The organism is Kaistia terrae (genome assembly GCF_026344005.1).
Classification (GTDB): Bacteria; Pseudomonadota; Alphaproteobacteria; order Rhizobiales; family Kaistiaceae; genus Kaistia; species Kaistia terrae.
Genome location: NZ_JAPKNH010000018.1, coordinates 23,808 through 37,006, shown reverse-complemented (window position 1 = coordinate 37,006; position 13,199 = coordinate 23,808). Strand labels below are relative to the sequence as shown.

Here is a 13,199-nt window from a genome sequence, read left to right as displayed (position 1 = left end):
GATATAGCTCGTTCTCTTGTCGAGCTTTAATCCGCTGGGAAAGACTGCTTGCCAAGGCTTGGCAAGCGAGCTTGGCAGTGAGGGATATAGGTCGCGGCTGATTGTGGTGGCACGCCACGAGGCCCCACAGCACCCCGTCCACGACAATCGACATCGACGCGGACGCCGCCACCCCCATGTTCCTTAGATACTGGATGTGGGTTGGAGAAACGCTCCGAAGCATCGAGTCGCTGAGATCTATCGCCGCTAGCCCTTGATCGATACCGACGATTGGCACAGGGACATAGTTCACATCGGCAATGACTCGCACTCGATTGCGAACGTAGAGTGCCCTTGCTTGCTTGGGTATGTCGGACGCCGGGAAATGATGGTTCAGGAAGCTCGAGGATGCGTCGGCAATGCTCTCGCCGACAACCACGCCTGCATCCTCATCGACGAATTGGTAAACCAGAACACGACCATAGCCGGTCAGGCCCTGAAATGCCTTGGATGCTTGTTGGCACAGTTCCTGAAGCGAAGACGCCCTTTCGAAAGTGCTTCCCACCGCTTGCAACTCGGCAAGGAAGGAGGCGTCCAAGCTGTGCTGCGGGTCCTTGTCCGTCAGTTCGACCACCAGGTACTCGCCGGAAATGAATACCACCGCGTCCATCGTTTTCCCGGCGACCGCAACGTCACCGATTACTTTGGTGCCGGTGGATGGAAGCGTCTCCGTCGTCAAATGGCTCCCCAAGTCGAGGACGTCGCCCAAGCTAAGCCCCAAGACGTTTTCGTTGATGACTGCATCGTCTCGACCCGCATAGCCGACGATCACTCTCGTTGTGACCTGCGCTATCAGCATTAATCCATCTGGCTGAATCGAGCCTGGGGTATGAATTGGTTCAGCGTCGCAGCCGACAATCTCGTCATTCAAAGCTGGAATTCCGCGATTGGGTGTCATTACTAAAAATGATGCCCGGTTTGCTGGGGGTAGGCATAATCACGTGACCACTTTGGTATGCCATTGTACAGCGGCCAAATTATCCCAAAGTGACCGGGGCTTCTTGCCGTCGAGGTCAATCGCCACTAAGTCGCGAGGCGCGCCGCCGAGTGGATCCGATGATGTCGCGGCCAGCCGTTACACCTGGTGAGCGTCAAGGTCTATGGTCGAAAATAGTCGGCAGTGGGGGCGGAATTCGCCTGCCCGAACAACTCTCCCAGGCGCCACCAACAGACGATAGACCAAAAGGCCGCGCCGCCACTCAAACGGTCTCGCTGGCGCCTCCTGGAGTGATCTGATCAAACTGCGCTCTAAGGAGCCAGCCATGCCATTCCGAAACGATACCGATCCTCTGTGGGAAGCCCAGAACCTCAAACGGGCTCTTCACGCAGCCGGAGTGGCGCTTTGGGCGTGGACAGTAGAAACCGACGACTTTGCGATGGACGAGCAGGGTTTCCAGCTTTGGGGACTACCCCCAAAGAGCCAGGTAACCTTTGAAGATCTATCGTCCCGTATCCATCCCGCCGATCGAGATCGCGTGCGCGCGGCTTTCACGGCGACGCGGGCGATCGTGGGCGCATTTGAGATCGATTTTCGCATCTTGATAGGTGAAGAGATTCGTTGGATCTCCGCTCGTGGCTTGGGCAACGACGAGGGCGTGCACAAGGGCCAAGCTTCGGGCATTTTCCTTGACGTGACTGGCCGCAAGCAAGCTGAAGAGGGCAGCGAATTGCTGGCCGGCGAAATGAGCCACAGGGTCAAAAATCTATTGGCGATCGCATCGGGCCTGACCGCCATAACGTCCCGATCATCCACGACGGTCGCCGAAATGGCCAAGGAGTTGACTGATCGCCTAACAGCGCTCGGACGAGCGCACGACCTTGTCCGGCCTCTGCCAGGTCATCAGGGGCGAGCAGCATTGCTAGGCGACGTAATCGCGGTGCTACTGGCGCCATATGATGACAGCGGTGCCTTTAGCAGCCGGATACGTGTCGCCGTCCCTCGGATGGGTGTAGGCGAGCAGGCGGCAACGTCCATTGCGCTCGTTATCCACGAGCTTGCCACCAACTCGCTTAAATACGGGGCGCTTTCGACCGGCTCAGGCTTGCTGGATATCTCTGGGACCAGCACTGAAAACGAGGTCTGCATCGTTTGGACGGAACGAGGCGGGCCGGCTGTCGAACGCCCCGCGGATGAAGGCTACGGCAGCAAGCTGCTTCACCGCAGCGTGACCGGCCAGCTTGCCGGCACCATCAACACCGACTGGGCCAATGAGGGAATTATCATCACCCTGACTTTGAACTCAAACCATCTGGCCGCTTAGTCCGTATAAGCCGGCAAGCTAAGGCGCGAGCCTTACTTGATCGTCAATGCCGGGCTGGTCGTTCGCCACTTGATCGACCATGACGTCGGCTTAAGCGGAACGAGACCATGAGCGAGTACACCATCAGGGAGATTGCCGAGGAATTTGGTCTGACGCTGCGCACCCTCCGATTCTGGGAGCAACAGCAGATCCTTACCCCCGTCAGGCTGGGCTCATACCGGCTCTATTCGGCTGAAGATCGCGAGAGAGTGCGGGACATCATGATGTGGTCAGCCGCCGGCTTTACGATTCGCGAGGTGGCCTCAATGCTCTCTATGACACACTCCGGTCGTGTAGTATTTCTCGCAGAACGATTGCCTGAGCTGAAGTCCAACATGGAGCAGGACTACATCAACCAGTCAAATGCGATCGCAAGATTGACGGATTCGCTTCGCTCGACCGCCGATCCTGAGCAAGAATCAATGCCCGCAGAAGCCCGACTGATGTCCGATCGTTCACGGGGCCTGCACCGCCAGGCCTGAAGAGCCACATCCCGCTCTCGGAAATCGTAGCAACCCTTTGCCGTCGGCTACCGTTCTTCCAACGGCGCTAGGATGCCGATGGAGAGTGACGTGAAATCGATCTTTTGTGGAATAGGGGCGAGCGTGATCTTTGCGATCGCGGCGCTGGTTCCTTTTCGCGCCGGGGCCGGCCCTCCGCCCCGCATGGTCGAAACCAATCTCACAATTGATCGACCCGTGTGCGAAGACGCGCAATTCAGGGTTGCCAGAGAGCCGTGCCGACAAATTGTCGCCCAGGCGCCTGTAACAGGGGGCAAACCCAACGCCAAACGCCAGCCTTTCTACTATCTGGGCTCCGGTCAGCGCGGGCCGCTGTATGGAGAACCACGCCCCTTGGGAGCAGAACCCAAGCCTACGGATAGTCGATGCCAGACATCCCCCGAATGCTGACAGGCGCTCAATGGGCGCTCATGAACGCAATCGAGTTGGGCAAACTCGATCTTGAGACACTCGACAATGACCTGCGAACACTCAGGCAGTTGGGACTTGTTGAGTTCCAGAACGTGTGGCACCCCACGGAAGAGGGTAGACTGTTAATCGCGCTACGAAGGCAGATATAGCGAGGTCATTCAATTAAGCCGACCGTGGATCGGCGGTACTGCCTTCCTTCCACGTGCTTCATGCATCGCATCAACGAGCATTCGCGCAAGCTGCATTTCGCCTAGTTCCATAGCCTCAGCGGCTAGGTCCGCTAGCCCTGCAGCCATCACGTTGAGTCGCGCAATTTTATCCGCCAAAGTCGTATCCTCCACCTGCCCGTATTCCATAAGATGGGATCTCATGGCGCGATACGCGGAACTATTTTCCCTGAGATCGAGATTACCTTTCGTGGTTGCGCCGCATATCGGCAGCCCCCACGCCGCCGCTGTCGGCGCACTTTCTTTCATCAGAGTTTTAAAACTAAGAGTTAGGCGGAGTGTCCCAACGGTCTATGGTCCGTGGTCCACGCCATGACCAAGAATTATTTCGAGCCCGTGTTTGTCACGGTTGGACCTGGGACGCGCCAAGGCATTAGTGACGTTGCGAGGGCATCCGAGCTGCTGATGACCAACTGGCCAAAGACTCTATGGCAACGCCCGCCCACATCGCTGCGAAAACTATCTGTCTCGCGTCGTGGGAAGAGCAAAGCTCTGCCGAAGGCGCTCGTGCCGCGTTTCTCCAAGCGGCTCGTGAGGCGGGTATTCTGACAGACGAATAGCTATTGGCGAACGACTTCGGCACCGTACTCCCTAGCGAGATGATAAAGCCGGTGTCTCAATCTCTCGTTAGTTTCAGGATGCAGTGGCAGATGGATCCGACAACGCCGCGCTGCGGCGTCAACGTCAACCTGTTGGTCATTCTCCATCGCGGTCATCACTTCGCAGATCATAAGCTCCATCATCATCAACATTGGTTGCCTACTTCTTTTCCTGCGCAGCACCTATGGCTGCTGCCCCAACTTGATAGATGGTGTTGATGTCGATGAGAGTCGCGGCAAATTAAATTGATACCGGCCGCTCATACCGTATCACCCCAACAAATATCCAGTTTTCTCGCCAAATTCTCGGCAGCGTGGATGCCGTAAATTCTCGATATCGAAATATTGAAGCCTGCAAGATAGAAAAAACTTGGCGTTCTCGTCGTGATATAGAATCGATAAAACCCAAAGTTCTTGATAAATATTTTGGGACAATCACGACAACGATCATTGTTGTGCAAGAAAATCATCGGCGGAGTCGCCTTTAAGCAATAATTCCCCTAAGGAATGCGCAGGGGGTCCGCCTTGCGAAGCTATTGGGCCTCGCAGGCCCACCCCGAAGGGCGCAGATGTCCAGTTTCATGATCGAGTTGGTGCTCAACGAAGTGATGCAAGCCGACGCAGCGCGCGACATGCTCGACGTTGATCTTGCTCTGGCCCGTATCTTCCCAGCCTGTACCGCCTATGGGGATTCGCGATCGGAAATCCACGCTGCTTTGACTAGGTGTGCGCTCGAAAAGAACGTCGGCGCCATCTTCATAAACAGCGCGTTGGGAGGCTAGTGGAGGGCCGCCATCACGCCTATCGCGATCCAGCTTCGACCATTGTCTTTACCATTTCAGCGTCACGACGCGGAGGCTCGCCAAAGAGGCGCCTGTATTCCCTGCTGAATTGGGAGGTGCTCTTATAGCCGACAGCGAACGACACAGATGCTGCGTCCGCGTCCTTGGAAACCATGCGTCGACGAGCGTCCTGGAGCCGAATGTGCTTTTGGTACTGCAGCGGACTTAAAGCCGTGACGGCCTTGAAGCGCCGATGGAATACGGACTCGCTCATGCCGGCAACCGCCGCCATATCCTCAACGCTGAGTCGCTCGGCATAATGCTCGCGGATCCAAGCCATTGCCTGCCGGATATGAGACAGCCGAGAGTCAACGCCGGCAATCTGTCGCAGCATCTCCGCGTGCGGGCTCAACATCAGTCGAAACATCAATTCATGTTCTAGGTGCAGCGCCATAACCGGGATTTCTCTCGGACGCTCGTACATCGCCAATAATCTTTGCCAGGCTCCGACCAATTCGCTATTGGCCATGCTGAACGCGAAGCCCGGCTACAACTGCAGCTCAGGCGTCTGGGACAATCGCGTCCTCACCGAGCGTCTGGACATCTTCGAGCGTGCCGATGGGAGCGAGATCGGCAGGGTGACCTTGATGGGCATCTACGAAATCGAAGGTGAGCGCATCGTTGCCTGGCGTGATTACGTCGACGTCTATACTGTCTCGGCACTGGCTGCCAGCTAACTGCCGATCGTTTGCCGCGACCTTATTCTTGACCACCGCGAGCAGCGCAGGCCACTGGCCTGCATGTCTTCCGCCGCCCGGCTGGTGGCGTCGCCGGAGCCTGAGATGGTTCGGGAGGTGTCCAGTTTTCCTGAATACTATTAAAGGGGCTCAACTCCCGCGCCTTGGTTCTATCCCATTGATATTACTCAGATGTCATATCCTCATCCGGGATGATACATCGGACGTTTAGCAGGCTGCGGCGACGACCTCAAAGCGGACGTCGTACTGAGTTGGGAAGCTGGACATGAAATTCGGCGCGCTCTCAGTCACTTCGCCTGACCGCCCCGAGCAGTAGCCATCTCACCCTCGCTCGTCGTCAATCAGTGCGGGCATGCACCTCGGTGTGGGCCATCCGGCTCAACGAACTGACCTGTCCCGGCTCTGCCGAGAGCATACTGAACGGGAAGCCGTGGGAGCGGTCAGCTAACCGACCGCCTCCGGTAACAACGGCTCGTTGGGTTGTCTCAGTTCACGCGCTGGACCGGCGGTGGTGCCCAAGAACCACTGGTTGCCTCGGCCTTCGGCCAGTAGAGGCGCAGGTTCATCGTGAACGCACCGCACTCGGGCGCCGGCAGCCAGTTTGCTTCCTTGTCCTCGCCCGGGGATGCTGTCTGGACATAGAGATCGAGGGACCCGTCCTCGTTGAAGACCAGCTTGTCACGGTCGCCGATGGCGTAGCGGTCGATTAGGTTGGGGGTGAACAGCTGGCGTTCGTCATACATCGTCTGGGACCAGAAGCCGCCTACCGGTGGTGTCTGCCCCTTGGCGAAGTGCAGGACATAACGATTGTCGCTGCTGAATGGTTTGCCATCCGCATCGGCGAAGGCTGTGGGGTACAGCGCGTCCTCTATGGCGTTGGCACCATATCCGCCGAAGGCAACACCTGCCCTATGCAGATAGTCAGTGCCGTAGGTGCCGATGGCGGTCACATTGGTGCGCCAGCCGTTGGTGAGCACACCGGACGTGGCCCACGCTTCCTTGATCTGCGGCACGGCAACGCCTGAAGCAGCAGCCAGCGCCTCTTGCACTTCCTTGGGAGCCAGAGCGAAATCGAAGCTCTTGCCCGGCTCAATGCCGATCCGCTTCAACTGGTCAAGGATCGGGTAGTCGTTGGCGTGCGGCAGGTTCGTCTTCATCAGTTCAGCGAACGTACCGAAGAATTTCGGCGCGTCCATCGCCTCAACTTGGTCTGGCGGTGCGCTCATGTCCTGGTTCGTGTCGACCACGCCCTTGGGCGCGGTATAGGGCTTGCCATAGGCGCTGAGCGGGACCGCCTTCATGCCGTCCTGGAACTGGTGAACGGCCTCATAGTCTGCCTTGCCGTTTGTCTGGGTCCGCCCAATCATGAGGCCCGTTCCGGTCGGGCTCCGGTATTCGGTCACGCCGGCCGGCAACGTGCCCTGCCAATCCGGGCCGACGATAGCAAAGGTCTGCTCGCCGTTGCCGCTCGTGCGGGTGCCCGGCACGGTGAAGACATCACTCCACATATCGAGGAAGGGCATAAGATAGTATCGGTCGCCCGCATCCGGGACGCGTCGAACGGCTTGCCGGGTTCGACGCCGAGCGCCCGCAGGCGCAACAGAATTGGATAGTCATTGGGGTGCGGCGGGTATTGGCTCATGAGGTCAGCGAGTGCGTCAACATCCCGACCCCATCCAGACTGTCCACTTGGGCGAGCGGCGGCGTCTTGTCATCGATTGCCGGGTTGGTGGACGCCCGCGCCGGAGCCGTGGGCTCCTTGCCCCATTGGGTCAACGGCGTCAGCCGATAACCGTCCTGTACCTTGTGGACATTGGCATAGTCGGCCGGACCGTCCGTCTTGGTTCGACCGAGGATCCAAATCATGGAGGTCGGCGCGACGATCCGGGCCATGCCATCCGGCAAAGTTCCAGTCCAGCCGGGCGCGACAATCGCGTAGTCGCCCGCTTTCGTACCCGTCGTCCGGCTGCCGATGACCGAGAAAACGTCCGTCCACATGTCCAACATCGGCAGCAGGTAGTAGCGCCCCTGCGTGTCAGGAACGGAGACGACGATTGGCTCAGGGGCCAGATCCAGCCACGCGAAGGAGTAGAGCGTGTCGAAGTTGAAACGGACGACGTCTTTCTCGTCGGCATTGGGATAGGCGCGAGCATGGGCGAACTGATTGACCGGGGCGCGCATATTGATCGTCTTCCCGTCCGGGACGTTCGTCGCCTGCCGCATGGTCACATCCATGCTGACGATGGGGTAAGCATAGAGATAGGCATCCCGAGCCAGCGCATAGGTCGCTTCGGGGGGGAGTGCTGTCTGGGCGCGCGCTGGACCGCCGACGCCCGCCGCTAAGGCTAGGCCGAGCGCTGCCGTCAGGTATCCACTGCGAGAGAACCAGCTTGTCACGACAAATCTCCTCAACAGGTAGGCAGTCTTCACGAGCCGGATTTCTTGCCGCAGGGCAACATCGGCCGTCTTGTCGACAGAACCAGCAACAAAAGAACGTTTCGGATGGTGTGGCCGGAAACTACCACGCCCCTAAAAGCACCAAAGCGTATGAATACGAGCCGCACTAGCGTATTTATACGTAGAGAAGCGCCATTGGCTTGCTCCGATTGCAGGCTCTCTTGATGAACACCGGGCGGACAGGGATTGACATGACCGCGCCGCAGCCGGATGGGCTTGCGATCCAGATATTGCCCGGGCTCAGGCGCCGCAGTGGCCTGCCGACTCGCGGTAGCCTCAATTTCCCGCAAAGGGCTCAAAACTGCTGCCTCAAAGCCAGCCCCATCTGGATCCCGGGTGGCCTGCTCTTGGCGACACTGTTGCTACGACCCCAGCGGGAATGGGCAAGCCCTGTGACCGGAACGATTGTGGGCGGATGGATTGGGTTGATGCCGCTGGGCCGCCCCTATGGCTACGCCTTGGCCGGCTTTCTCCTCATCTGCCCGGTGATCGCGCTGGTCGCGAAGACGTTAAAGCCGACACTCCCCGCACTCTTCACCGACGGTCGCGCCTTCGCACGCTTCTTTCTCCTCGCCGTGGTCGCCTTGCCCGCCTATTCAGGCTTGGTCACCGCGTGCATCCTCTATGCGGCGGGAAAGCGGGCCGCCGTTATCAGCACCTGGCTAACGGTGGCGCCCTCCCACGCCATGAGCTTCCTGCTGGTGACGCCTTTGATTTTGACGGTCGCTGCTTATCGGCGTCCGTCAGACCGAAGCATCCGCCCCATGTCGGTCGAGGCCGCGTTGCTTGCGGTCGCCATCCTGACTGTCTCGGTCGGACTCTGGTCCATCGTCCCGCACTCACCGACGGCCCTCCCACTACTCCTCTTCGCACCGCTTCCACTCCTCTTGCTGGCAGCATTGCGATTTGGAGCGCTCGGATCGGCGGTTGGACTTTTCCTGGTTGCAACGCCGGCAGCAGCCCTCAGCATCTACAGTGGCAGACCATTCGATGGTGGGCAGAGCGACGTCCACCTCATGCAGATCTGGCTCCTCGGCGTCGGTCTGCTGGTCTATATGCTGGCCATTCTTTCGGACCAGCAACGGATCGCGCAGAACCATCTGGCAGCGAGCCAGGGTCAGATCCGCTATCTGGCGACGCGGCTGTTGCAGGAACAGGAAACGGAGCGCGCCCGCATCGCCCGCGACCTGCACGACGGTGTCAATCAGCACCTCGCCCTGCTGGCCATCCAGGCAAGCCGTTTCATTAAAACCCACGACCATCCGACCCCATCCGGCATGCCCGATTTCCAGTCGCTGATCGCCACGACCACCGAGGAGGTGCGACGCATATCGCACAATCTTCATCCGGCTATTCTCGAGCATACCGGGCTCGTCCCGGCCCTTCAGTCACTCGTCGACGACATGGCCAGCGCATGGAAGGGTGAAAATCGCTTCGTGTGTGACGCCGCATCAGGCCGGCCCGACTATGCGACGTCATTATGCCTCTACCGGGTCGCACAGGAGGGGCTCGGCAACGCGATCCGGCACGCCAGGGCACAGAGGATTGTCCTGGATTTGACGCGCAGCGCGACCCGCTATCAGCTTCTCATTCAAGACGATGGCCAAGGGTTCAACCCGGACGCCATCGGGACCGCGCCCGGTTTGGGACTGATAAGCATGCAGGAGCGCGTTCGTCTGGCAGGCGGCTCCTTGACCATCCGGACAGCCCTAGGGGAAGGGACGGAACTGTGGATCGAAATGCCATCGACAGTTTAGGCGGCGCGTTGCCGCGCGTCTTGCTTGGGGACGATCACACCATCGTGGCAGAGGGCGTGGCGCAACTGTTGCGTCCCGACTATCGGGTGCTCCCGCTCGTCGCGGACGGCCTCCGCTTGGTGGAGGCGGCCCTGCGAGACGCTCCCGACCTTGTCATCACCGACATATCCATGCCGTCACTCAGCGGCATAGAGGCCATCCGTCGGCTGAGGGACGCCGGCACGGCAGTTCCCATCCTGATCCTGTCGATGCACACCGAGCCGGCCATGATCGAAGAGGCCTTCCGGGCTGGCGCGCAAGGCTATGTCGTCAAGTCCATGGCAGGCGATGATCTGCTCCGCGCCATGCGGAATGTCCTGCGTGGCGGGACATATGTCAGCCCATCGCTTTGGCCCAGGAGCGTCCGCAGCGAACCCGCGCCAAAGCTGACCGTTCGCCAGCGCGAGGTTCTGGATCTGCTCGTCTCCGGACTCCGCTCGCGTGAAATCGCGACGAAGCTCGGCCTGTCCGTTCGCACGGTGGAGACGCATCGCCAGACCCTGATGAGCATCTTTGACGTTCGCAACGGCATTGAACTCGTCAGGGAGGCGACCCGCCTGCACATTGGAGCGGCGGCGGAACCCTTCGTACGAAACTGGCCGTAGGCGCCCTAGCTCATTGAATCGGAATCCGTACAGCGGGACGTTAGCCGTCGTTTCGACCGACTTTGGCTGCTTTGCCCGAATACTGAAGGGCCGTCATCCGCGTTGCTCGTTCCAAAGCGGACCGACCACTTGCGGCCCCGGCGCTGCGGTCCGTGGTAAACCTAACGAATGGCAAGTTTCGGGCGGAGACGGAAGCACCCCGAATGGCGACAACGGGGTCGGCTGCAGAACGGCGGGTATCTGCACAGTGGCAACCAAAACCGGCCAGTCCGCTTCCGGCCCCCAATCCAGACTATAGATGTGCTGCTCAAAAGTGGTGAATTGCCTTAAATTGGCTGGAGCGATGTAGCCATTAGTAACAATAAGCGGCTTGGCACCAGCCGTTTATTGAAAGTAGGGCCCGTAGCCATCGTTCCTCTCCTGACCAACACGGTTGTCGACAAAACCGCAGTTCAGACAGCGCAGATTGTCTGACGAACGCTGTGTCCTGGATTTGCTGTCGAGCCCCATGCTGGTGCTCAGGGGATGTTGTTACCTACGAAAAAGGCCTGTGTCGGTATCGAGCCTAATTATGTCCATATCGCCACTGACAGACCTGATGGCGATTAGTCAGAATTGAGTTCGAATTGAAATGCCGAAGCTACTACGAAAGGGTTTGTCGACATGCGCGCGACATTGAATACTATCTGGACCGGCGACATGAAGAGCAGCGGGACGATCCAGGCGCAACATCTCGAAATGCCAATAGCCATTCCCAGTGAATTCGGTGGCAGTGGCGACGGTACCGACCCCAAATCATTGCTCGTTGCCTCCGCTGCCGCCTGCTACGCAATGACGTTGGTCGCCATTCTGGAAAACAGAAAGGTGCCCGTGACGAAGGTAACGATGGAGTCCGACGCATCCGACTCCAAGGGATCTGGGATTGTTGTCGACCACCGTCCGCTGGTGAATTTGGCAGCCGACGCGACCCAAGAACAATCGGACGCAGCCCGATCTGCCTTCGAAACCGCCGACAAGGCTTGCGCCGTTGGAAACCTGCTGAAGAAAGCGGGTGTTCAGATCCGCATTGACGGTGCGGTCTCAGTCATCGGGTAATCGTCCATAAGGAGCCGACGTCCTATCATGTCTTCCGCCAGATGTTGGCGCCCAGGGCCAGGCCGCGAAACCGAACGGGGTAGAGACAACGCCCGTTAACGCCTTGGTTATTTGCCCTTAAAATGGAATAGAGCGGCTGCACTCAACAGCCGCTCATCGAATTGACAGCTAGACCACCCAGCTAATCTGAGTCGCCCTTCATCCAGTATCAGCCAAGCATTTCAGCCAACCACTGCCGCACGCTGCGCGGCTCGAGGCCGAGCAGGTGCTGCGCGCTAGTATCGTCAGCAATCACGTTGTCAGCGGCTCCTGAAAGAGCTTGATAGAGGCCCACGACGCCGACAGTGGCTGGGCCAAGCATCGGCTCTATCAGTTTGCCGAACGCGTCAGGCGTCAATGCCTCGAATGTGACTGTACGACCAAACTGCTCCGAGAACCCCGCCGCGAGATCTGCGCCCCGCAATCCAGGCCGGTGGCCGACGCCGACCACGCCCGTCACGGAGTGGTCGGTCAGTAGCTTTTCAGCCACCTCGGCGACATCAAGGTGCGAGCTCCATGAGACCAAAAAGTCGGGAGCCACCGGATACCGCAGAACGCCCTCGGCCTCCGCCGGCTCGAAAACCATCGGCAGGAGCAGGTTCTCCAAATAGAGACGCGGCGCGACGATGGCATGGGAGACGCCGCTTTCCGCCACACCACGCGCAAGGATTGCAACGGAGTTGTCTTCGGGCGCCTGGAGCACAGTTCCGGGTTGATCTATGATTGTGCCGCTGGTCGAGACCACGACACGTTTGGGTTTCGTGATCTTAATAGCTTGGACGATGTTCTTGGCCTGCTGGACGCGGGTGGGCTCAGACGTCTGCGGCAGGTGGATGAATACCCCATCAGCGTCGCGATAGGCGGCAACGAGCGAATCCACGGAATCGTTGTCAACAGCAATGGCGGGCTTGCCTGCGACCTTGGCGGGATCGCGAACGGCGGCGAGCGCATTCTTGCCCGAGGCGAGCAGACGGGCATAGAGCGGACCGCCTTGTGCGCCCGTCGCGCCGTGGATGATATAGGACATACATGACCCCTTCATTGGTGTAGAAATTGCACGTTTATTCGTGCAATACTTGCACTGGTTACGTCAAATGCACTAATGGAAGATAATCCAGCATGTCCCAGAAGAAGCTGCCCCTATGCGGCGTGGAGCGCTTCCTGCTACTTCTCGACGGCCCATGGGCGACGCTGATCGTGCGGGAACTGCTGAACGGCCCTCGGCGATTTACAGAGCTCCGAGGAGTCTTGAACGGCATCAGCGCGCATACACTGACCCATCGTCTGCGGCGCTTCGAAGAGCATGGATTGGTGACGCGCAAGGCCTTCGCCGAGTCCCCGCCGCGCGTAGTCTATGAGCTGACCCCGTTGGGTCTGTCGTTGAATAATGTTCTTTATGCCATGAAGGACTGGGGCGACGCGATTTCGGATGACGCGCTGAGTGCCTCTACATCCGACGGGACGGCCCAGGAGCTCGACTGGAACACCTTTGCGAAAACCGATCAATTGACCCGGTGAACTCCGAGAGCCCGCCACTGATCCGAAAGGCTGCCTGAGCGCGCGCGACAGT

14 protein-coding genes are annotated in these 13,199 nt (G+C 59.1%); 9 read left to right on the top strand and 5 right to left on the bottom strand.

Going from position 1 to position 13,199, the window contains the following annotated elements; all coding sequences use genetic code 11:
* Positions 1 to 910 (bottom strand): GAF domain-containing protein (locus OSH12_RS25565; RefSeq protein ID WP_266346475.1); only part of this gene is annotated, 910 nt, incomplete at its 3' end.
* Between the two features lie 391 nt (positions 911 to 1,301).
* Here OSH12_RS25565 and OSH12_RS25560 point away from each other — a divergent pair.
* The 4 genes from OSH12_RS25560 (at position 1,302) to OSH12_RS25550 (ending at position 4,879) form a co-directional block, all read left to right on the top strand.
* A complete protein-coding gene (locus tag OSH12_RS25560) occupies positions 1,302 to 2,300 on the top strand; it encodes a sensor histidine kinase (RefSeq protein WP_266346474.1) in 999 nt (332 codons plus the stop codon).
* Positions 2,301 to 2,407: 107 nt separating this feature from the next.
* Complete coding sequence (locus tag OSH12_RS25555) at positions 2,408 to 2,821, top strand: MerR family transcriptional regulator (RefSeq protein ID WP_266346473.1); 414 nt, start codon at positions 2,408 to 2,410, stop codon at positions 2,819 to 2,821.
* A 1,105-nt stretch (positions 2,822 to 3,926) separates the two neighbouring features.
* A complete protein-coding gene (locus tag OSH12_RS26310; protein ID WP_380224722.1) occupies positions 3,927 to 4,058 on the top strand; it encodes a DUF982 domain-containing protein in 132 nt (43 codons plus the stop codon).
* A gap of 608 nt (positions 4,059 to 4,666) precedes the next feature.
* A complete protein-coding gene (locus OSH12_RS25550; protein ID WP_266346472.1) occupies positions 4,667 to 4,879 on the top strand; it encodes a hypothetical protein in 213 nt (70 codons plus the stop codon).
* Between the two features lie 19 nt (positions 4,880 to 4,898).
* On the opposite strand, the gene OSH12_RS25545 is transcribed toward OSH12_RS25550, so the two are convergent.
* Positions 4,899 to 5,408 (bottom strand): helix-turn-helix domain-containing protein, encoded by a 510-nt coding sequence (locus OSH12_RS25545; protein ID WP_266346471.1) that lies wholly within the window; start codon positions 5,406 to 5,408, stop codon positions 4,899 to 4,901.
* Between OSH12_RS25545 and OSH12_RS25540 the strand changes: the two genes are divergently transcribed.
* Complete coding sequence (locus OSH12_RS25540; protein ID WP_266346470.1) at positions 5,407 to 5,616, top strand: limonene-1,2-epoxide hydrolase family protein; 210 nt, start codon at positions 5,407 to 5,409, stop codon at positions 5,614 to 5,616. The two genes, OSH12_RS25545 and OSH12_RS25540, sit on opposite strands and share 2 nt — an antisense overlap.
* 506 nt (positions 5,617 to 6,122) lie before the next feature.
* On the opposite strand, the gene OSH12_RS26305 is transcribed toward OSH12_RS25540, so the two are convergent.
* On the bottom strand, positions 6,123 to 7,160 hold the full coding sequence (locus tag OSH12_RS26305; RefSeq protein ID WP_380224725.1) for a DUF1254 domain-containing protein: 1,038 nt from the start codon (positions 7,158 to 7,160) through the stop codon (positions 6,123 to 6,125).
* Between the two features lie 115 nt (positions 7,161 to 7,275).
* On the bottom strand, positions 7,276 to 8,034 hold the full coding sequence (locus OSH12_RS25525; protein WP_266346469.1) for a DUF1254 domain-containing protein: 759 nt from the start codon (positions 8,032 to 8,034) through the stop codon (positions 7,276 to 7,278).
* Positions 8,035 to 8,285: 251 nt separating this feature from the next.
* On the opposite strand from OSH12_RS25525, the gene OSH12_RS25520 reads away from it, so the two are divergent.
* From OSH12_RS25520 to OSH12_RS25510, 3 genes are all read left to right on the top strand, one after another.
* The gene (locus tag OSH12_RS25520) at positions 8,286 to 9,851 is read left to right on the top strand and encodes a sensor histidine kinase (protein WP_266346468.1); all 1,566 of its coding nucleotides are present in this window, start codon (positions 8,286 to 8,288) and stop codon (positions 9,849 to 9,851) included.
* Positions 9,824 to 10,495: a response regulator gene (locus OSH12_RS25515; RefSeq protein ID WP_266346467.1), complete on the top strand. Its 672-nt coding sequence runs from the start codon at positions 9,824 to 9,826 to the stop codon at positions 10,493 to 10,495. The genes OSH12_RS25520 and OSH12_RS25515 overlap by 28 nt, the downstream gene beginning before the upstream one ends.
* 663 nt (positions 10,496 to 11,158) lie before the next feature.
* Positions 11,159 to 11,590, top strand: a complete 432-nt coding sequence (locus tag OSH12_RS25510; RefSeq protein ID WP_266346466.1) for an OsmC family protein — start codon at positions 11,159 to 11,161, stop codon at positions 11,588 to 11,590.
* Between the two features lie 208 nt (positions 11,591 to 11,798).
* On the opposite strand, the gene OSH12_RS25505 is transcribed toward OSH12_RS25510, so the two are convergent.
* Positions 11,799 to 12,656 (bottom strand): NmrA family NAD(P)-binding protein, encoded by an 858-nt coding sequence (locus tag OSH12_RS25505; protein WP_266346465.1) that lies wholly within the window; start codon positions 12,654 to 12,656, stop codon positions 11,799 to 11,801.
* 92 nt (positions 12,657 to 12,748) lie between these two features.
* On the opposite strand from OSH12_RS25505, the gene OSH12_RS25500 reads away from it, so the two are divergent.
* Positions 12,749 to 13,147 carry a winged helix-turn-helix transcriptional regulator gene (locus OSH12_RS25500; protein WP_266346464.1) on the top strand — a complete coding sequence of 133 codons (399 nt, stop codon included), beginning with the start codon at positions 12,749 to 12,751 and terminating at the stop codon, positions 13,145 to 13,147.
* Positions 13,148 to 13,199 lie beyond the last annotated feature (52 nt).

Bases quoted from the DNA above. Each gene is read 5' to 3' on its own strand.
- OSH12_RS25540 (WP_266346470.1), top strand. From the start codon at position 5,407: ATGCTGAACGCGAAGCCCGGCTACAACTGCAGCTCAGGCGTCTGGGAC.
- OSH12_RS25505 (WP_266346465.1), bottom strand. From the start codon at position 12,656: ATGTCCTATATCATCCACGGCGCGACGGGCGCACAAGGCGGTCCGCTC.
- OSH12_RS25520 (WP_266346468.1), top strand. From the start codon at position 8,286: ATGACCGCGCCGCAGCCGGATGGGCTTGCGATCCAGATATTGCCCGGG.
- OSH12_RS26310 (WP_380224722.1), top strand. From the start codon at position 3,927: ATGGCAACGCCCGCCCACATCGCTGCGAAAACTATCTGTCTCGCGTCG.
- OSH12_RS25555 (WP_266346473.1), top strand. From the start codon at position 2,408: ATGAGCGAGTACACCATCAGGGAGATTGCCGAGGAATTTGGTCTGACG.
- OSH12_RS25545 (WP_266346471.1), bottom strand. From the start codon at position 5,408: ATGGCCAATAGCGAATTGGTCGGAGCCTGGCAAAGATTATTGGCGATG.
- OSH12_RS25500 (WP_266346464.1), top strand. From the start codon at position 12,749: ATGTCCCAGAAGAAGCTGCCCCTATGCGGCGTGGAGCGCTTCCTGCTA.
- OSH12_RS25550 (WP_266346472.1), top strand. From the start codon at position 4,667: ATGTCCAGTTTCATGATCGAGTTGGTGCTCAACGAAGTGATGCAAGCC.
- OSH12_RS25510 (WP_266346466.1), top strand. From the start codon at position 11,159: ATGCGCGCGACATTGAATACTATCTGGACCGGCGACATGAAGAGCAGC.
- OSH12_RS25560 (WP_266346474.1), top strand. From the start codon at position 1,302: ATGCCATTCCGAAACGATACCGATCCTCTGTGGGAAGCCCAGAACCTC.
- OSH12_RS26305 (WP_380224725.1), bottom strand. From the start codon at position 7,160: ATGCCCTTCCTCGATATGTGGAGTGATGTCTTCACCGTGCCGGGCACC.